Origin of the sequence: Micromonospora sp. CNB394 (genome assembly GCF_000374985.1) — a bacterium.
Classification (GTDB): Bacteria; Actinomycetota; Actinomycetes; order Mycobacteriales; family Micromonosporaceae; genus Micromonospora; species Micromonospora marina.
Genome location: NZ_KB895831.1, coordinates 126,346 through 144,670, shown reverse-complemented (window position 1 = coordinate 144,670; position 18,325 = coordinate 126,346). Strand labels below are relative to the sequence as shown.

At 73.3% G+C, this 18,325-nt stretch carries 15 protein-coding genes and 3 pseudogenes; 3 read left to right on the top strand and 15 right to left on the bottom strand.

Features of this window, described 5'->3' with window-relative positions; translation table 11 throughout:
• Positions 1 to 39 precede the first annotated feature (39 nt).
• The 10 genes and pseudogenes from rny to C569_RS0111655 form a co-directional block, all read right to left on the bottom strand.
• Positions 40 to 1,806 (bottom strand): ribonuclease Y, encoded by a 1,767-nt coding sequence (rny, locus tag C569_RS0111690; protein ID WP_018785967.1) that lies wholly within the window; start codon positions 1,804 to 1,806, stop codon positions 40 to 42.
• Positions 1,807 to 2,646: 840 nt separating this feature from the next.
• Positions 2,647 to 3,354 carry a 3-keto-5-aminohexanoate cleavage protein gene (locus C569_RS0111685; RefSeq protein WP_018785966.1) on the bottom strand — a complete coding sequence of 236 codons (708 nt, stop codon included), beginning with the start codon at positions 3,352 to 3,354 and terminating at the stop codon, positions 2,647 to 2,649.
• A 51-nt stretch (positions 3,355 to 3,405) separates the two neighbouring features.
• On the bottom strand, positions 3,406 to 4,107 hold the full coding sequence (locus C569_RS0111680; protein WP_026268030.1) for a regulatory protein RecX: 702 nt from the start codon (positions 4,105 to 4,107) through the stop codon (positions 3,406 to 3,408).
• 11 nt (positions 4,108 to 4,118) lie between these two features.
• Complete coding sequence (locus C569_RS34870) at positions 4,119 to 4,622, bottom strand: hypothetical protein (protein WP_279616549.1); 504 nt, start codon at positions 4,620 to 4,622, stop codon at positions 4,119 to 4,121.
• Between the two features lie 171 nt (positions 4,623 to 4,793).
• A pseudogene (locus C569_RS34865) lies at positions 4,794 to 5,585 on the bottom strand (recombinase RecA); the annotation flags it as partial.
• A gap of 42 nt (positions 5,586 to 5,627) precedes the next feature.
• A pseudogene (gene recA / locus C569_RS34860) lies at positions 5,628 to 6,260 on the bottom strand (recombinase RecA); the annotation flags it as partial.
• Positions 6,261 to 6,445: 185 nt separating this feature from the next.
• Complete coding sequence (locus tag C569_RS0111670; protein WP_018785963.1) at positions 6,446 to 6,646, bottom strand: DUF3046 domain-containing protein; 201 nt, start codon at positions 6,644 to 6,646, stop codon at positions 6,446 to 6,448.
• A pseudogene (locus C569_RS0111665) lies at positions 6,637 to 7,949 on the bottom strand (MFS transporter). Before C569_RS0111665 ends, C569_RS0111670 begins: the two are co-directional and overlap by 10 nt.
• Positions 7,950 to 8,017: 68 nt before the next feature.
• Positions 8,018 to 9,160 (bottom strand): acyl-CoA dehydrogenase family protein, encoded by a 1,143-nt coding sequence (locus tag C569_RS0111660; protein WP_018785961.1) that lies wholly within the window; start codon positions 9,158 to 9,160, stop codon positions 8,018 to 8,020.
• A gap of 20 nt (positions 9,161 to 9,180) precedes the next feature.
• Positions 9,181 to 9,402, bottom strand: a complete 222-nt coding sequence (locus tag C569_RS0111655) for a hypothetical protein (RefSeq protein WP_018785960.1) — start codon at positions 9,400 to 9,402, stop codon at positions 9,181 to 9,183.
• Positions 9,403 to 9,791: 389 nt separating this feature from the next.
• On the opposite strand from C569_RS0111655, the gene C569_RS0111640 reads away from it, so the two are divergent.
• Complete coding sequence (locus C569_RS0111640; protein ID WP_026268029.1) at positions 9,792 to 10,445, top strand: 4a-hydroxytetrahydrobiopterin dehydratase; 654 nt, start codon at positions 9,792 to 9,794, stop codon at positions 10,443 to 10,445.
• Between the two features lie 168 nt (positions 10,446 to 10,613).
• On the opposite strand, the gene C569_RS0111635 is transcribed toward C569_RS0111640, so the two are convergent.
• Both C569_RS0111635 and C569_RS0111630 read right to left on the bottom strand, forming a co-directional pair.
• On the bottom strand, positions 10,614 to 11,315 hold the full coding sequence (locus tag C569_RS0111635; RefSeq protein WP_018785957.1) for a UdgX family uracil-DNA binding protein: 702 nt from the start codon (positions 11,313 to 11,315) through the stop codon (positions 10,614 to 10,616).
• 80 nt (positions 11,316 to 11,395) lie between these two features.
• Positions 11,396 to 12,733 (bottom strand): aminotransferase class I/II-fold pyridoxal phosphate-dependent enzyme, encoded by a 1,338-nt coding sequence (locus C569_RS0111630; protein WP_026268028.1) that lies wholly within the window; start codon positions 12,731 to 12,733, stop codon positions 11,396 to 11,398.
• Positions 12,734 to 12,771: 38 nt separating this feature from the next.
• On the opposite strand from C569_RS0111630, the gene C569_RS0111625 reads away from it, so the two are divergent.
• Both C569_RS0111625 and leuE read left to right on the top strand, forming a co-directional pair.
• Entirely contained in the window at positions 12,772 to 14,019 is a 1,248-nt protein-coding gene (locus tag C569_RS0111625; RefSeq protein WP_018785955.1) for a bifunctional pyridoxamine 5'-phosphate oxidase family protein/GNAT family N-acetyltransferase, read from the top strand.
• Complete coding sequence (gene leuE, locus C569_RS0111620) at positions 14,016 to 14,678, top strand: leucine efflux protein LeuE (protein WP_026268027.1); 663 nt, start codon at positions 14,016 to 14,018, stop codon at positions 14,676 to 14,678. Before C569_RS0111625 ends, leuE begins: the two co-directional genes overlap by 4 nt.
• A gap of 63 nt (positions 14,679 to 14,741) precedes the next feature.
• Here leuE and C569_RS0111615 read toward each other — a convergent pair whose 3' ends face one another.
• The 3 genes from C569_RS0111615 to C569_RS0111605 form a co-directional block, all read right to left on the bottom strand.
• The gene (locus C569_RS0111615; protein WP_018785953.1) at positions 14,742 to 15,671 is read right to left on the bottom strand and encodes a sporulation protein; all 930 of its coding nucleotides are present in this window, start codon (positions 15,669 to 15,671) and stop codon (positions 14,742 to 14,744) included.
• A 136-nt stretch (positions 15,672 to 15,807) separates the two neighbouring features.
• A complete protein-coding gene (locus C569_RS0111610; protein WP_026268026.1) occupies positions 15,808 to 16,872 on the bottom strand; it encodes a hemolysin family protein in 1,065 nt (354 codons plus the stop codon).
• Positions 16,869 to 18,224, bottom strand: a complete 1,356-nt coding sequence (locus tag C569_RS0111605; protein ID WP_018785951.1) for a hemolysin family protein — start codon at positions 18,222 to 18,224, stop codon at positions 16,869 to 16,871. The genes C569_RS0111610 and C569_RS0111605 overlap by 4 nt, the downstream gene beginning before the upstream one ends.
• Positions 18,225 to 18,325: the final 101 nt, after the last annotated feature.

Genomic DNA, 18,325 nt, shown 5'->3' with positions numbered 1-18,325 from the left:
GGCTGGCCGTCTCCGGCCAGCCCTTTCGTGTTCCCCGATCTAGCGGGCGATCTCGGTGACCCGCGACTCGCGCACCACCGTCACCCGGATCTGCCCCGGGTAGGTCAGCTCCTCCTCGATCTGCTTGGCCACGTCCCGGGCCAGCACCGCCGCGCCGATGTCGTCCACGTCGTCCGGCTTGACCATCACCCGGATCTCGCGGCCCGCCTGCATGGCGAAGACCTTCTCCACGCCCAGCTTGCCGGCCGCGATCTCCTCGATCCGCTCCAGCCGCTTGACGTACACCTCGAGGCTCTCCCGCCGCGCGCCCGGCCGCCCGCCCGAGCAGGCGTCCGACGCCTGGGTGAGCACCGCCTCGATGGTCTGCGGCGGCACCTCGTTGTGGTGCGCCTCGATGGCGTGCACCACCTCCTCGCTCTCGCCGTACTTGCGGGCCACGTCCGCGCCGATGATCGCGTGGCTGCCCTCCACCTCGTGGGTCAGTGCCTTGCCGATGTCGTGCAGGAACGCGCACCGCTTGATCGTCGGCACGTCCAGCCGCAGCTCGGCGGCCATCACCCCAGCGATGTGCGCGGTCTCCACCAGGTGCTTGAGGACGTTCTGCCCGTACGACGTGCGGTAGCGCAACCGGCCCAGCAGCGTGACCAGTTCCGGGTGGATCTCCGTGATGCCGACCTCGACCAGCGCGTCCTCGGCGGCCCGGAAGCACAGCTCCTCCACCTCCTGCCGGGCCGCGTCGTAGACCTCCTCGATCCGGTGCGGGTGGATCCGGCCGTCGAGCACCAGCTTCTCCAGCGTGACCCGACCGACCTCCCGGCGTACCGGGTCGAAGCAGGACAGCAGCACCGCCTCGGGCGTGTCGTCGATGATCAGATTGACGCCGGTGACCGACTCGAAGGCACGGATGTTGCGTCCCTCCCGGCCGATGATCCGCCCCTTCATCTCGTCCCCGGGCAGGTGCAGCACGCTGACCACGCTCTCCGCGGTCTGCTCGCTGGCCACCCGCTGGATCGCGTCCACCACGATGTTGCGGGCACGCTGCTCCGCGCTACCGCGCGCGTCCGCCTCGATCTCCCGGACCAGCAGCGCGGCCTCCCGCTTCGCCTGCCCCTCGATCGACTCGACCAGCTCGGCGCGGGCCGCGTCGGCGGTCAGCCCGGCCACCCGCTCCAGCTCCCGGCGACGCTGCTCCTCCACCTCGGTCAGCGTCCGCTCGCGCTCGACCAGGGCGGCCTCCCGGGTGGCGAGCGCCGCGGTGGCGGCGGTGAGCTGCCGCTCCCGCTCGGCCAGCCGCTCCACCTCCTCGGTGTGCAGCCGCTCCCGCTCATCCATCCGGGCGGCCCGGCGTTCCACCTCGGCGGCCTGCTCCCGGGTGGTGGCGGCCAGCACCGCCACCTCCCGCTCACCGCTGCGCCGCGCCGTCGCGCGCAACTGCTCGGCGTCCGCCTCGGCCTGCTTGTGCGCGCGCTCCAGCACCGTGTCCGCCTCGGCGCGGGCGTCGTCGAGCACCCGCCGGGCCTCGGCACGGGCCGCCTTCGCCTCGGCCTTGGCGGCGGCCGCCTCGGCCCGCGCCGCCGCCGCGGCGGACTTCGCCACGTCGATGGTGCTGTTCACCTCGTCGGCTGCCGTCCGCAACGCCGCGAGGGACTGCTCCTGCCGGTCCTTCTCCGCGATGAACGCCGGGTCCTCCGGCGCGGGCGCCAGGCTGAGCCGCTTGAGGGCTCGCACGCCGAGCAGCACGGCACCGACCACCACCACGACCAGCAGCAGCACGACCAGGAGGAGGACGACGTCGAAGGCGCTCATCGAGCCGCTCCGCAGCGATTTGCGGACACGCTCGCCCGCCGTGCTCCGCCGGCGTCACCGCTCCGTCGGGGCTCGGTGGCCGGGCTGTCACCCGCCGGGGAGGGATCGGGGCCGTGTGGCAGACCGCCGGTGAACCTGTGCCGCCCTGCCATGGCCGCCTCCCCCTGAACGTCGGCGCCGCAGGACACGCGCGAAGGACACGCGCCTGCGGCTCTGGACGCCCGACCGGAGCGGCTGACTCTGGGCAGCTTTCCGTCGGCGGTGTCCCGTACGGGGCACCGCTGGCGGCCGGTTGCAGTTGTCGGAGGCTCCGGAGGCTCCGGAGCACCCGTCAAGGGCCGGTGTGGCTGGCCAAAGTGATGCTGTTCTGTTACGAGATCTATGTTGTGCGCTTAGCCTGCGCTGGTCGGGCAAAGTGAGCCTGTATGGCGAGGCTAGGTCGCGAGGGGCCGTTCGGTCAAGGAGTCATGATCAAACCACCCGGACGGAGAGAAGTTACGGCGTCACTCAGTGGTGATCATATGCCGGACAGGCCAGGACAAACGCCGCCCCGCAGCACCGCTCCCGACCTGCTCAGACCCTCTTCCACTCCCGCCGACTCCCCGACTCCCGCCGCCCCCTGGTGATCAAGGAGTTGGCGTCCCCCACGGGCCTCCCGGCCACACAAACTCCTTGATCACCGCTGCGGGCCATCCGACATACCCGGCGATCATGAGGTTGGCGGGCGTGATCATGAGGTTGGCCTGGACAAACGGACGGGAAACGCCGCCAAGTTCATGATCGGCGCACCGGCGCACCGGCGCACGGCGGCTGGGTGGGGGCGGTGCCGGGGGCGGGGTGTCAATGGGGAGTGGGGTGGGTGCGGGCCGCGGTCACCAGGGTGGCGTTGTCGGGGGCCTGGGCGCCGTCGGGCAGCAGCAGCGTGTCCTCCAGGCCGATCCGGGTGTGCAGACCACGCCGGACCGCCTCGGCGTACACCGGCCAGGTGGCCGGGCCCTCGCCGTGCAACAGCACCGGCGGGTGCCCGCCGGGCAGCGCGGCGAGGATCGCCGCCGCGTCGGCGAGCGCCGTCTCGACCCGCTCGGCCATGCACTCGACCAGGATCCGCCCGGTGGGCGCGGACCAGCGGCGCCAGGCGCCGACCGACGCCGGCGTCCACAGACCGGCCTCGACCATCACGCCGCGCTCGTGCAGCGCGGCGGCGACCTCGGCCGCTCCGGGTTCGTGGGCGTTCACCGAGGCGAAGTCGGGCAGCACCGTCCAGGCTCGGACGGCGGCGACCCGCGCGGCCGGGTCGGGGACGATCCAGGCGCCGGTGCTCACGCCGACCGGCAGGCCGGGACGGGCGTCGCGGATGGCGCTGACCGCGGCGGCGACCACCGCCGGGTCGAGCGACTCGGCGCCGCTGTCGTCGCGCGGGTGCACGTGCACCGCTGCCACCCCGGTGCTCGCGCAGCGCACCGCGTCGGCGGCCAGTTCAACCGGGGTGAGCGGCACCGCGGGGTGCTCGCCCCGCCGCCTGGTGCCGTTGAGACACGCCTTCAGCACGGGTGTGCGCCTCTCCTCGCGACGGCGGCCTTGACGGGTGCGCCCGGTCGATCAGTCGGTCAGTCGGGCCGGGCGGGAGTCGAGGTCGTGCTCGGCGTCGGCCATCGCGTCGGCGTCGATGTGCTCGGCGAACTCGGCCGCCTCGGCGCTCTGCGCGGCCAGCGCGTCCTTCACCGCCCGGAACGCCACCCCGGCCGGGTAGCCCTTACGCGCCAGCATGCCGACCAGGCGCCGGAACACCGCGTCCGGCTCGCCCCTGGTGCTGCGCAGCTTGCGCTCCACCAGGGCGCGGGCGGTCTGCGCCTCGGTCTCCTCGTCCAGCCCGTCCAGGGCGGCGCCGGCCACCTCGCCGTCGACGCCGCGCTGGCGCAGCTCATTGGCGAGCGCCCGGCGGGCCAGCCCGCGGCCGTTGTGCCGGCTGCTCACCCAGGCGCGGGCGAAGGCGGCGTCGTCGACGATGCCGACCTCGTCGTACCGGTCGAGGACCTGCTCGGCGACCTCCTCGGAGATGCCGCGCCGCGCCAGCGCGCCGGCCAACTCGGCCCGGGTGCGCGGGCGCACCGCGAGCTGCCGCAGGCAGATCTCCCGGGCCAGTTCGGCCTCGTCGCGCGGCGAAGCTGGAGCCTCCCCTGCATCGGGCTCCGCCGCGCGATCACCGCGTCCCCGGCGAGGCCGGGGCGTACCTGTGGCGTCGCCCGTACGGGGTGGGCCGGCATCCCAGCCCCGGCCCGTACGGGCGCGTCGTCCTGCCACGGGTCAGCGGATCAGAAGTCGACCGGCGGCAGTTCCGGGCCACCGGCGGCGTCGCCCGTACCACCGGTGCCGACGCCCAGCTTCTCCAGGATCTTCTTCTCGATCTCGGCCGCCACGTCCGGGTTCTCGCGGAGGAACTCGCGGGCCTTCTCCTTACCCTGGCCGAGCTGGTCACCGTCGTAGGTGTACCAGGCGCCGGACTTGCGGATGATCGCCTGCTCCACGCCGACGTCGATCAGCGAACCCTCGCGGGAGATGCCCTTGCCGTACATGATGTCGAACTCGGCCTGCTTGAACGGCGCGGCGACCTTGTTCTTCACGACCTTGACCCGGGTGCGGTTACCGACCACGTCGGTGCCGTCCTTGAGGCTCTCGATGCGGCGCACGTCGAGCCGGACCGAGGCGTAGAACTTCAGCGCCCGGCCACCGGTGGTGGTCTCCGGGCTGTTGTGCACCATGACGCCGTCGACGAAGTAGTTGTGGTTGCCCTCCACCTCGATGTCGAACCGGTTCATCGACCGGGTACGGGGCTTGATCCGTACGTCGATGATCCGCGCCGGCACCGGGGTGAGCTCCTCCGGCACGAACTGCGGCACTACCACGCACTGCCCGCGGAATCGGGGCAGTAGCTTCGACTCCATGGTCGCCGGAACGTAGGGCGCGATCAACGCTTGGAACATCGCCGACGCGTCGGTGGTGAAGATGATCGACGCGGTCTGCCGGGCGCCTCGCGCGACCAGCTTCACGTCCAGGCCGTACGCGTCGCGCAGGTGGTCGACCAGACGGGTCCTGGTCCCCTCCGCCATCGCCTCGACGCAGATCTCGATCCGCCCCGAACCACCGGCCGTTCGCTCCTGCAGCCCCTTGGAACGCAGCGTGAAGCAACCGTCGTCCATGAACCACACAGCGAGCGCCAGCGGGGTCAACGCTTTGAGGTAGTCCCAGCTAAGGTGTTTCTTGCCGTCACCGAGATATACCGCGCGACGCAGTTCGTCCAGCTCGGGCAGCGGCGTGAAGTCGACGAAACTCGCGCCACGGGCGTCGGTGCGGCGAGACTGGCTGATGTTGCCCAGCAGGGAGGCCTTCCAGTCGAGGTAGCCGACCTGCTGGGCACCGTGCCCCATCCGGAAGCGGACACCGGAGCGGTCCCGCTGGTTGGGCGACAGCGCCCCGTCGCCCATCAGCGATCCGAGCACGACCTGCCACTGCTGTTCGCTGAGACGACGCGGCTCAGCCAGCATGACCCGGTCACCGGCGATCAACTCGCCCGCCTCCCGCCAGCCGCCGGGCGTCCGGATCATGTGATTGGCGGTCGAGGCGAACTGGGCACGGCCGTTGCCACCGGACCTGGCGACGGTGAACTGGAGGAACTGCTCCGCAGGCCCGTTGTTGAACCAGTTGGTGATCCGCCTGGGCTCCGTCCGGTCGGTGTCCGGGTTGTAGGAGAGAACCTCGACATCCATCCGCTGGTTGACGATCTTGCCGATCTTCTCCTGCGAGCCGTCGGCCAGGGTGACCCTGGTCGAGTACGACATGCAGCCGAACATCACGCCGATCTTCTCGCGGAGCTGGTTGATGAAGATCGCGGTGGTGCCGGTGTTGTTGAGCACGCCGGTGATCTTCCGCAGCGCCTGGCTCATCAGCCGGGCCTGGAGACCGACGTGGCTGTCGCCCATCTCGCCCTCGATCTCGGCGCGCGGCACCAGGGCCGCCACCGAGTCGATCACGATGATGTCGATCGCGCCGGAGCGGACCAGCATGTCGGCGATCTCCAGCGCCTGCTCGCCGGTGTCCGGCTGGGAGACCAGCAGGGCGTCGGTGTCGACGCCGAGGGCCCGCGCGTACTCCGGGTCGAGCGCGTGCTCGGCGTCGATGAACGCGGCGATGCCGCCGGCGCGCTGGGCGTTTGCCACCGCGTGCAGCGCGACGGTGGTCTTACCGCTGGACTCCGGACCGTAGATCTCGACCACCCGGCCGCGGGGCAGACCGCCCACGCCGAGCGCCACATCGAGCGCGATGGAGCCGGTCGGGATGACAGCCGTCTGCACGACGGGCCGCTCCCCCAGGCGCATCACCGAACCCTTGCCGAACTGCTTGTCGATCTGAGCGAGAGCAAGGTCGAGCGCCTTCTCCCGGTCAGGCCCTGCTGCCATCGTTGCCACCCCTGCCTTCGCCGGCGTCTTTCCTGAGCTTCGCGTCACGCGGGACACGCTAGGCGCTGGGTCCGACAGAAAACCAGCCGACGGGCCGTGAGCTGTGGACGAGCACCCCGCTGTGGACAATAGCCGAACAGGTGTACGACTGGGCAAGCGACACGCGGGATCGACGAAAAGGCTGCTCAGCGTAGTCGGGCGGGCACCCGGTCCGGGTACGCGGCGACCACGGCACGCCAGACCACGTGCGTTTCCTCACCGGCGGCGAGGGCCTGCTCGACGGTCCGCCCGCCGAGCTGGGACAGCACCTGGTCGCTGGCGATGCTGGCCGCGTACCCCGGGCCGAACGCCTCCTCCAGCCGCGTCCAGAAGTCGGTCAGCCGCACGTGTTCAGTCCTCCTCGTCGAGTGGTGCCGGGCCGGGACGCCGCAGTGCCAGCGCCACCAGCGGCACCACGGCGATCGCCGCCAGCAGGGTGAGCGTCGGGTACCCCACGGCTCGCATGACGAACCCGCTCGCCGCCGCCGCACCCGCCCCGGCCAGCCCCATGAGCAGGTCGGACAGGCCCTGCACGCCCGGCCGGTCGGCGGTGGGCACCGACTCCGACAGCAGCGTCGAGCCCGCCACCATCGTGCCCGACCAGCCCAGCCCGAGCAGCGTCAGCCCCACCGACAGCAGCGGCGTGTGGTGCCCGGCGGTGCCGGAGACCGCGCACGCGGCCAGCAGCAGCGCCACCCCGCCGAGGATCACCGGCCGGCGGCCCAGCCGGTCGGTGAGCCAGCCCACCACCGGCGACAGCGCGTACATGCCGGCGATGTGCAGGCTGAGCACCAGGCCGACCACTGGCAGCACGTCCGCGTCGGAGTGCCACTCGCCGAGGTGCACCGGGGTCATCGACATGACGGCGACCATCACCAGGTGCCCCACCGCGACCGCGGCGATGCCGAGGCGGGCGGCCGGCCGCCCGCGTACCGTGCGCCAGGCGGCGACCATGCCACCACGGCGGGTGACCGCCGGTGCGGCGCCGGGTGCCGGGTCGGCCGCCGTCAGCCGGCGCGCGGTGAGCAGCGGGTCCGGCCGGAGCAGGACCAGGAGTACGGCGGCGGTGAGCGCGAACGCGACGGCACTGAAGGCGAACGGGCCGGCCAGCGCCGGCAGGCCCCAGCCCCGGGTGGTGTCGTCGGCGAGCGCGGCGAAGTTCGGCGCGGCCACCGCGCCGATGGTGGTCGCCCACACCACCAGCGAGAGCTGCCGCCCCCGGCGGTGCGGCTCGGCCAGGTCCACCGCCGTGTAGCGGGCCTGGAGGTTGGCCGCCGTACCGCCGCCGAACAGCAGCATCCCGACGAAGAGCAGCGGCACCAGGCGCGTCGCGGTGGCGACCACCACCAGCACACCGCCCACCGCACCCACCGCGTACGCGAGGACCAGGCCGGGTCGCCGGCCCCGGGCCGCCATCAGCCGGGTGACGGGGATGGCGAGCAACGCGGCGCCGACCACCCCGGCGCTCTGCGCCAGCCCGGCCAGGGCGGTGCCGGCGACCCGGGCGGCGAGCAGCGCGCCGACCGAGATGCCGATGGTGACGCCGATGCCGCCGATGATCTGGGTGAGGAAGAGCAGCCGGACGGTACGCCGCTGGATGCCGGCGACGTCGGGCCGGGGCGGGGCCGGCGCGGTCAGGTCGGTGGACATGCGCGCTCCTGGTGAGGACGGATGCCCCATCCTCTCCCGCCGGTCCGTCCGACCGGCACCCGGTTTCGCTACAGACCGAGGCCCCGGCCGATGATCTCCTTCATGATCTCGGTGGTGCCGCCGTAGATGGTCTGCACCCGGCTGTCCAGCCACGCCTTCGCCACCGGGTACTCCGCCATGAAGCCGTAGCCGCCGTGCAGCTGCACGCACCGGTCCGCGACCCTGGTCTGCAACTCGGTGGTCCACCACTTGGCCTTCGCCGCGTCGGTGACCGAGAGGCGGCCCGCGTTGAACTCGGTGACGCAGTGGTTGACGAACGTCCGCGCGATGGTGACCTCGGTGTCCAGCTCGGCCAGCAGGAACCGGTTGTGCTGGAACCGGCCGATCGGCCGCCCGAACGCCTCCCGGGAGCGGGCGTACTCGATGGTGAGCGCGAGCAGCTTCTCGCAGGCCGCCACCGCGACCACGGCGATGCTCAGCCGTTCCCGGGGCAGGTTGGCCATCAGGTGGTAGAAGCCGTGGTTCTCGGTGCCGATCAGGTTCTCCGCCGGCACCCGGCAGTCGTCGAAGAACAGCTCGGCGGTGTCGTTGGCCTTCAGCCCGATTTTGGCCAGCCGGCGGCCCCGGCTGAAGCCCGGCGTGCCGTTCTCCACCACGACCAGGCTCACCCCGTGCGCGCCCTGGTCCGGCGCGGTCTTGGCCACCACGATGACCAGGTCGGCCATCTCGCCGTTGGTGATGAACGTCTTCTGCCCGTTGAGGACCAGGCTGTCGCCGTCGCGGACCGCAGTGGTGCGGATGCCGGCCAGGTCGCTGCCCGCGCCCGGCTCGCTCATCGCGACGGCGGTGACCAGGTCGCCGGAGCAGAAGCCGGGCAGCCACCGCTTGCGCTGGTCGCCGGTGGTCAGCTCGGTCAGGTACGGGCCGACCACGTCGTTGTGCAGCCCGAACCCGAGGCCGGTGCACCCGGCCGCGACGATCTCCTCGTCGAGCACCGCGTTGAACCGGAAGTCGCGCTGCCCGCCGCCGCCGTACTCGGGGTCCACGTCGGGGCCGAGTAACCCGGCCGCGCCGGCGGCCCGCCACACCTGCCGGTCGACGATCCCGTCGGCTTCCCAGCGCTCGTGGTGCGGCACCGCCTCCCGGGTGAGGAACCGGCGGCACAGGTCGCGGAACTCGTCGTGGACGGGCTCGTAGAGATGCTGCTCCATGGCGGCAAGTCTGACACCGCTCAGCTGCCCCGGACAGGGGTGAGCGCCGCTCGCAGACGCCGCTCCCGCCGGCCGGTACGGACGGCCACGGCCAGGATCGCGACCAGCACGATCCCGAACCCGACGGCGGCGACCTCCCACCCGGCGCGGATCGCGAGCACGATCAGCGGGCCGAGCAGCAGGACGCCACCGGCCGCCCCGAACAGCGCGCCCCGGCGTACGGCGGGAAGGTTGTCCGCCACCGCCGCGCCCCGCCTCGTCGGCGGGCGGCGCACCCCGGCGCAACGCGGTCTCGGTGGTCGCCCAGGCGGCGGCCCGCTCCGCCTCGGCGGGGCGCGGTTTCCCGACCCGGACCAGCACGAAGAGGAAGAAGAAGCCCCAGATCACCGCGTTCAGACCGGCCTCGACCACCGCTACCTGCACGGGCCCGTCCCGCTCCTCCCACAGCCGGACCGGCAGCCAGAGGAGTCCGGCGATCACCGTGGCCATCACGTAGGGGCCGGGAGCACCCAGCCGGAGCAGCGACGCACGAGGTCGGGAGTCCGCCATAGCGGGGCCGTACCCCCGCGTGCCGTCCGCCAATCCCCTGTGGATGGTGCCGGGCGGGCGGGCGGCACGCCAGGATGGCCGGATGAGCACACTCACGGGGAGACAGGTGGCCGAGGCCGGGCTGGACGGGTGGACGTACCTGCTGGGGGCGTTGCAGACGCGCATCCGTACCCCCGGTTTCGCGGCCGGGCTGGCGCTGGTGGCCGCGGTGGGCGCGGAGGCCGAGCGGGTCGACCATCACCCGGACCTGGACCTGCGCTACACCCACGTGGACGTCCGGCTCTGGTCGCACGACGCGGGCGGCGTGACAGGGCGCGACCTGCGCCTGGCCCGGACGATCTCGGCGCTGGCCGCCGACGCCGGGCTGGCCCTGTCGGCGGCCGGGCTGTCCCGCCTGGAACTCGCGCTGGACACCCCCGAGCACGCCGCGGTGCTGCCGTTCTGGCGGGCGGTCCTGACGTGGGGCGCGGCGCCCGGCCGAGGGCCCGACGACGAGGTACGCGACCCGGACGCCGTGCTGCCGACGGTCTGGTTCCAGGCTTCCGGCCGGGACGAGCCCCGGCAGCGGTGGCATCCGGACGTGTGGGTCGACCCGGCCGAGGTGGACGCGCGCATCGCGGCGGCGCTGGCGGCCGGCGGCACGCTGGTCAGCGACGCGGAGGCGCCGAGCTTCTGGGTACTCGCCGACCCGGACGGCAACCGGGTCTGCCTCTGCACCTGGCAGCAGCGCTCCTGACAGAACGGGGCAGCGGCGGACGGGGCTCGGCGCGGGTCTGGGCCACCGGCGACCGGGCGGTCCGCGAGTGGGCCTGGCCGCCGGCCGAGGACGGCACAGTGCTTCGCGGGCTGGACGTCTATCGGGCTCGGGACGGGCGGATCGTCGCCAAGGACGTCTTCGGCAAGGTCACTTCTTGAGCGCCTCCGCGGCCACCTTCAGGTCGGTGACCAGCCCTTCGTAGGCCACGTCCTGGTTGTCGGCGCGCAGCACCGCCGACGGGTGGATGGTGGCGAGCAGCCGGGCCGCCGGGGCGTCGGCGACCGCGCCCGTCCGGTCCACCGGTACCCGCTCGAAGTCCTCCGGATGCTGCGCGGCGGCGGGCCAGGGCAGCAGCTCACCACGCTGCCTCGTGACCCGGAACGACGGGCCGAGCAGCGCCTTGGCGGCGGTCGCGCCGAGCACCACCACGATCTCCGGACGCAGCCGGGCGAACTCGGCGACCAGCCACGGCCGGCAGGCGGTGACGTGCACCCGGTCCGGGGTCTGGTGGATGCGCCGCCGGCCACGCAGCTCGAACCGGAAGTGCTTCACGGCGTTCGTGAGGTAGATCTGGGCGGGGTCGAGTGCCGCGTCGTCGACGGCCTTGCGCAGCAGCCGCCCCGCCGGGCCGACGAACGGCAGTCCCTTCTGGTCCTCGATGTCGCCCGGCTGCTCGCCGACGAAGACGACGCGCGCGTGCTCGTCACCGCGGCCGAAGACGGTCTGGGTGGCATCCCGGTGCAGCTCGCAGCCCCGGCAGCCGTCCGCCGCGGCGCGCAGCTCGTCGATGGTGTCCGCCGACGGCGGGATGAACTCCTGCGCTCCGGGGGCGCTCTCGGTCTCGGCCATGCCGATCGTTCTACCCCGTCCGGCGCCGCGCACGCGAGCGGCCCGCCGCGCTGTCCGGAGGTGTTAAGAAGGGGCCCTTCCTATACCGAATGCGTTAAGAGGGGGCCCTTCCTTGCGGCGGTGAGGGCGTCGGCGAGCGCGGGGACGTCCGTTTCGTCGAGTGCGCTCACCGAGACGCGCACGGCGGGGGCGGCCGCGATCCGGTACAGGCCGCCGGGGGCGAGCGACCACCCGGCGTCGCGCAGCGCCGTGACCGCCACCGTCTCGTCGGGCACCGGCACCCAGATGTTGATCCCGGTACGCCCGTGCGCGGCGACCCCGCGCGCGGCGAGCGCGGCCACCAGCCCGTCGCGCCGCCTGTCGTAGCTGTCCGCCGCGCGCCGGACCAGCCCGGCGGTGGCCGGGTCGCGCCAGAGCGACACGACCAGCCGTTGCAGCACCGTGGAGACCCAGCCGGCGCCGACCCGCGCCCGCCCGGCCACCCGGGCCACCGTCGCCTCGTCGCCGGCCAGCACGGCCAGCCGCAGGTCGGGGCCGTAGGGCTTGCTCACCGACCGGACGAAGGCCCACGCCGGCGTCGCGCCGGCGAGCGGGTGCACCGGTACGCGGGCCAGCTCGGCGGCGTGGTCGTCCTCGATCAGCAGCAGGTCGGCGCGGCCGGCGAGCAGCGTCCGCAGCGCGTCGGCCCGGTCGGCGGTCACGGCCGCGCCGGTCGGGTTCTGCGCCCGGCTGGTCACCACGAGCGCCCGGACCCCGGCGGCGAGTGCCGCCCGGACGCCGCCGACAGTCGGCCCGTCGTCGTCCACCGGCACCCCGACGGTACGCAGCCCGAGCGCCGCGATCAGGTCGAGCAGGTTGGCCCAGCCCGGGTCCTCCACCGCCACCGCGTCGCCGGGGCGCAGGTGGGCGGCGAGCAGCCGTTCGATGCCGTCGAGCGCACCGCCGGTGACTGTGAGCTCGGCGGCCGGCACGCGATCGGCGGCGAGCCGGTCCCGGGCCAGGGCGGCCAGGTCGGGCAGGACGGCGTCGGTCGCGTACCCGCCGGGGGGTCCGATCTCGGCGGCGAGCGCGGCCAGGTGCGGCCCGAGCGGGGGCAGCAGCCGGGGGTCGGGCTGGCCTGCGGAGAGGTCGCGGCCGCCGGTCAGCGGCGGGGGCAGCAGCGCGGCGCGGCGGGCGGCGACCGGCGGGCGGGGGCGGACCCGGGTGCCGTGCCGGCCGGCGGTCGTGACCAGGCCGCGTTGGCGCAGTTCCCGGTACGCCTTCGCGACGGTGGCCGGGCTGACGCCGAGGTCGGCGGCGAGCGCGCGGACCGCCGGCAGGGCGTCGCCCGCTGCGAGATCGCCGGCGCGGATGCCGGATTCGACGCTTGCCGAAATCGCGGCCGAGGTTGACCCCACGACCTGATAATGTGCTGCCACAGTTCGAAGATTGTACTAGAACAAAGGTGGGATGACACGTGTACCCCCCGACCGAACGCACCACCGCCAGCCGCGTCCGCGACCGGATGCACTACGACCGGCCCACCGCGCACGCGCTCCTGGACGAGGCGTACCACTGCGCGCTGGCCTTCGTTGTGGACGGTGAACCACGCGTCCTGCCGATCCTGCACGTGCGCGTCGGCGACACGCTCTATTTGCACGGGTCCACCGGCAGCCGGCCGCTGCTGGCCGCCCGGGGCGAGGCCGGACTGCCGGTCTGCGTCGCTGTCACCCACCTCGACGGGCTGATCTACGCCCGCTCCCAGTTCCACCACAGCGCCAACTACCGGTCAGTGGTGGCGCACGGGACAGCCCGCCTGGTCGACGACGCCGGCGAGAAGGCAGCGGTGCTGACCGCCCTGGTGGAGAAGGTGGCCGCCGGCCGGTCCGCCGACAGCCGCCCGCCGCACCGGCGCGAGCTGGCCGAGACCGCCGTGCTGGCGCTGCCGCTGCGCGAGGTGTCGGTACGGATGCGCACCGGCGGCGTCAACGACGAACCGGCCGACGAGGCGCTGCCCTACTGGGCCGGAGTGGTGCCGCTGCGGCTCACGCCGGGCCGGCCCCAACCCGCGCCCGGGGTGGCCGCGCCGGTGCCGGCGTACCTTCGCTCGGCCCGCTTCCCGTGGCACGAGCCGGCGGTGCTGCGCGGCGAGCACGTCGTGCTGGAGCCACTCGACCTCGCCCACGCCGACGAGCTGTACGCCGCCACCGCCGACCCGGAGGTGTGGCGGCACCTGGGCGGCGTCCAGCCGGCCGACGCCGCCGAGATGCTCCGGACGGTCGCCGCCTACCTGGACGCGCAGGAACGCGGCGAACAGGTGTGCTGGGCGCAGCGGTGCGCCGTCACCGGCGCGGTGATCGGCACGACCTCCTACTACGAGATCGACCCGGTCCGCCGGTCACTGGCGATCGGCTACACCTGGCTGGGCCGCCCCTGGTGGCGTACCGGCGTCAACACCGAGGCGAAGCTGCTGCTGCTGGGCCGGGCGTTCGACGACCTGGACGCGGTCCGCGTGGTCTGGCACACCGACATCCGCAACGAACGCTCCCAGCGGGCGATCGAACGGCTCGGCGCGAGCCGGGAGGGCGTGCTGCGGCGGCACAAGCAGCGCGCCGACGGCTCCTGGCGGGACACCGTGCAGTACTCCATGCTCGCGCAGGAGTGGCCGACGGCACAGGCCGGCCTGCGGGAAAGGCTTCGCCCGGCAGCACCCGAGGCGTCATGATGTCCGGCGTGCTGGGGATCACCGACATCTGGACGTACGTGCTGGGCACCGTGGCGATCGTGCTGCTGCCCGGCCCGAACTCGCTCTTCGTACTGGCCACCGCCGCCCGCCGGGGCGTGGCCACCGGTTACCGGGCCGCGGCCGGGGTGTTCGTCGGCGACGCGGTGCTGATGGTCCTCTCCGCCGCCGGAGTGGCCTCGCTGCTCCAGGCGTACCCGCCGCTCTACCTGGTGATCAAGTACGCCGGCGCGGCGTACCTCGGGTATCTGGGGCTGGCCATGCTGCGCGGCGCGTGGCGGCGCTGGCGTGACCGCAACGACCCGGCCACGCCGCGCCTGATCGACGAGGTGGAGCCGGCGGAGCAGCGGGAGCCGTTCCGCCGGGCGCTGGTGATCAGCCTGCTCAACCCGAAGGCGATCCTGTTCTTCGTCTCGTTCTTCATCCAGTTCGTCGACCCCCGGTACGCGTGGCCGGCGCTGTCGTTCCTGCTGCTCGGGCTGATCGCACAGGTCGCCAGCGCGCTCTACCTGACCGTGCTGATCTTCACCGGCACGTACCTGGCGGCCCAGTTCCGGCAGCGCCGCCGGCTCGCCGCGAGCGGCACCACAGCGGTCGCGGTGCTGTTCCTCGGCTTCAGCCTCAAGCTCGCCGCCGGCTGAGGGGTGTAAGGAAGGGCCCCCTCTTAACGCCTCCGGTAGAGCAGGGGCCCCCTCTTAACACGATCATGTCCCGTCGCCGCCTCCGCCACCACCGCCGATGCCCGCTCCGCCGGCCGTACCCCCGAGTCCGTAACCGGGCGCGACCGGCCGGTCGGGCGGGCGGCTGACGTGCGCCGACTCGCGGATCGTGGCCGACCAGTCGGCGTGCGCGGCGGCCGCCGCGTGCCTGTCGATGGCGTGCCGCAGCCAGCCGTCCACGGTGGCCAACCAGTCCCGCCGGTCGGCCCCCGCGTGCCAGACCCGGAACCGGCTGATGCTCTGATGGGTGATCCCGGCCAGGGAGAGCCGCCGGTCCAGCCAGAGCAGCACCTCCATGCCGGCCGAGTCGGTCAGCATGATCACTTCGAGTTCCGTCATCGGGCCGGCGTAGAGCGGGGCGGCCCAGAACCCGTACCACTGCTGGAACGGCAGCGCCTGCTCCACGCCCGGCAGCCGGCCGTCGCGCAGCCCGGCCTGCCGGATCGCGAAGCCGAGCGTGTCCAGCGCGGCGAGCACGTGCTCCTGGGTGGGCAGCGGGTGGATCAGCACCGGCACCATCGCACCCTGGTCCACCTCCGGGTCCACCGACACCTCGGTGCGCAGCCCGGTACGCAGGCTCAGCAGCGGCACCCCGCCGTACGTGGTCACCGGCGCCCCCCACGGCAGCGGCACCGCGAAGTCGACTGCGCGCCGCCGCCCGGCCGGCACCACGAACCGTCCCGCGATCGTCCAGGTCTGGAACTGCACCAGGCGGCGCGGCGCCTCCGGATCATCCGGTTCGACCTGCGTCACCAGGCCCAGCCGGATGTGCCGGACCGGCACGTCCGAGTCACCGGCGGCGAGCGTCACCCGGCCCGGCAGGCGCAGACCCGGCCGGGTGCTCGGGTTGGGCACCGTCGTGCTCACCGAGAGCCCGGTCCAGGCGGAGTCCCGCGACACGCCGGTCAACCGCATGCCGGGGCTTTCCCGCTGCCCGCCCGGCCATGCCCCGCTCGCCTCCAGCACCGGCGAGGCCGGGCAGCACGCCGAAACGGACGCCGGCCCGGCGAGGTGGTGTCCCACCTCGCCGGGCCGGTACGGATCACGACGGTCAACGCATCCGGCGGCCCCGCGGCACCGGGTCGGTCTCGTCGTCGAACTCGCCGATGACCTCCTCCAGGAGGTCCTCCAGCGCGACGAACCCGATCGGCCTGGTCGGCCCGCCACCGTTGCTCACCAGCGCCAGCTGTGCCTGGCGGGCCCGCATCGCGGCCACCGCCTCGGTCACCGACGCCTCGGCCGGCAACGTGAAGGCGCTGGTCATCAGCTCTCCGGCGGTCGCCGGGCGGCCGGTGGTGACGGCGCGCACCGCCTCGCGTACGTGCACCAGGCCGCACACCTCGCCACCGGAGTCGACCACCGCCAGCCGGGACCGGCCGCTGTCGCGGGAGACGTGTTCGATCCGCTCGGCGGTCTCGCTCCGGCCCACCGTGACGATCCGGTCGAACGGCTCCATCACCTGCGCGACGGTGGTGCCCTGGAGCTCCAGCATGCTGGTCAGCAGCTGGTGCTGCTCGGCGCCGAGCAGCCCGTGCTCCCGGGACTGCTCCAGCAGGATGCGCAGCTCGTCCGGGCCGTGCACCTGAGCGAGCTGGTCCTGCTGCTGCACCCCGAACAGGCGCAGCATCGCGTTCGCGAGCCCGTTGAGCGCGGACAGCACCGGCCGGGAGATCCGGGCGAACGCCCGGAACGGCAGCGCCAGCAGCACCGCCGAACGCTCCGCGTCGGTGATCGCCCACGACTTCGGGGCCATCTCACCGACCACCAGGTGCAGGAACGTCACGAGCGACAGCGCGAACACCAGCGCCACCAGATGGCTGACCGCCTCGGGCAGGCCGACCGCGTGCAGCAGCGGGCTGAGCAGGTGCTCGATGGCCGGTTCGGCCAGCGCGCCCAGACCCAGCGTGCACAGCGTGATACCGAGCTGCGCGCCGGCCAGCATCAGGCTCAGCTCGCGGACGCCGTCCAGCGCCGCGCGGGCCGCCCGGCCGCCACCGGCAGCAGCCTGCTCCAGGCGGTACCGCTTGGACGCGACGAGCGCGAACTCGGCGGCCACGAAGAACCCGTTGAGCGCCAGCAGCACCACGGAGAAGAACAACGCAAACCCGGGGCTCATGCGGCACCCTCCCCGGACACGCCGGCGGTCGGCCGCAGCCGCACCGAGTCGGCCACGTGCCGGTCCACCGCGAGCACCTCGACCAGCACCCGCGGGCCGTCGGCCGGCCCGTCGCCGTCCGCGACGACCGGGATCTCCAGCCGGTCACCGACCTCGGGCACCCGGCCCAGCTCCCGCATCACCAGACCGGAGAGCGTGTCGTACTCGGGCGCCTCGGGCAGTTCGATGCCGGTGCTGTCGGCGACCTCGTCGATCCGCCAGCGCGCCGGGACCACCCAGGAGCCGTCCTCCTGCCGGGCCGCAGCCCGGTCCGGCGGATCGTCCTCGTCGCGGATCGGCCCGACCAGCTCCTCGGCCAGGTCCTCCAGCGTGATCACACCGGCGAAGCCGCCGTACTCGTCGACCACGCAGGCGAGCTGCCGGTGCCCGGACCGCAGACGGTCCAGCACCGTCGGCAGCGGCAACGTCTCGGGCACCAGCAACGGGGGTACGGCCACCGCGTCGACCCGGGTGGTCGCGCGCTGCGCCGGGGGCACCCCGAGCACGTCGGCGATGCCGACCACGCCGATCAGGTCGTCGACGCCCTCGGCGCCGCTCACCGGGAACCGGGAGTGGCCGGTGTCCAGCAGCTCGACGATCCGGCTGACCGGTTCGTCGGCCCGGACGGTGTGTACGTCCACCCGGGGCACCATCGCCTCCCCGGCGGTCAGCTCCCGGAAGTCCAGACCCCGGTCCAGCAGGTCGGACATCTCGGCGTCGAGATGCCCCTCCTCCCGGGACTCGGCGATGATCTGCTCCAGGTCCTGCGGGGTGGCGCCGCTGGGTAGCTCCTCGATCGGCTCGATGCCGATCCGGCGGAGCAGCCGTACGGCGGCCCGGTCGAACAGCGTGATCAGCGGACCGGCGATCTTCAGGTACACCAGGGTGGACCGGGACAGCGCCCGGGCGAGCGGCTCGGCCCGCGCGATGGCCAGGTTCTTCGGGGCCAGCTCACCGAGGACCATCTGCACCACGGTGGCGATGATCAGGGCGAGGGCCACTGACAGCGGCAGCGACACCGAGCTGGACACCCCGGCCAGGCCGAGCAGGTCGGCCAGCCCGGCACCCAGGTACGGCTCGGCGACGTAACCGACGAGCAGGGCGGTCACGGTGATGCCGAGCTGCGCGCCGGACAGCATGAAGGAGAGCCGCCCGGTCACCTCCAGGGCCCGGGCCGCGGCACGATCGCCACCGTCGGCGAGCTGCTTGAGCTTGCCCCGGTCCACGGCGACGTAACCGAACTCCTGGGCCACGAAGTAACCGGTGGCGGCGGTGAGGACGGTGATGAGAAGGAGACCGACGAGGATCAACACGGGAGGTTCAGGGCTCCCGCGGTCGTCGGGAAGGGAATTCGCCGGGTACTACCCGGCCGGCTACTGCTGCCCTCCGGGGCAGAAGAGTCGATCATGCGGCC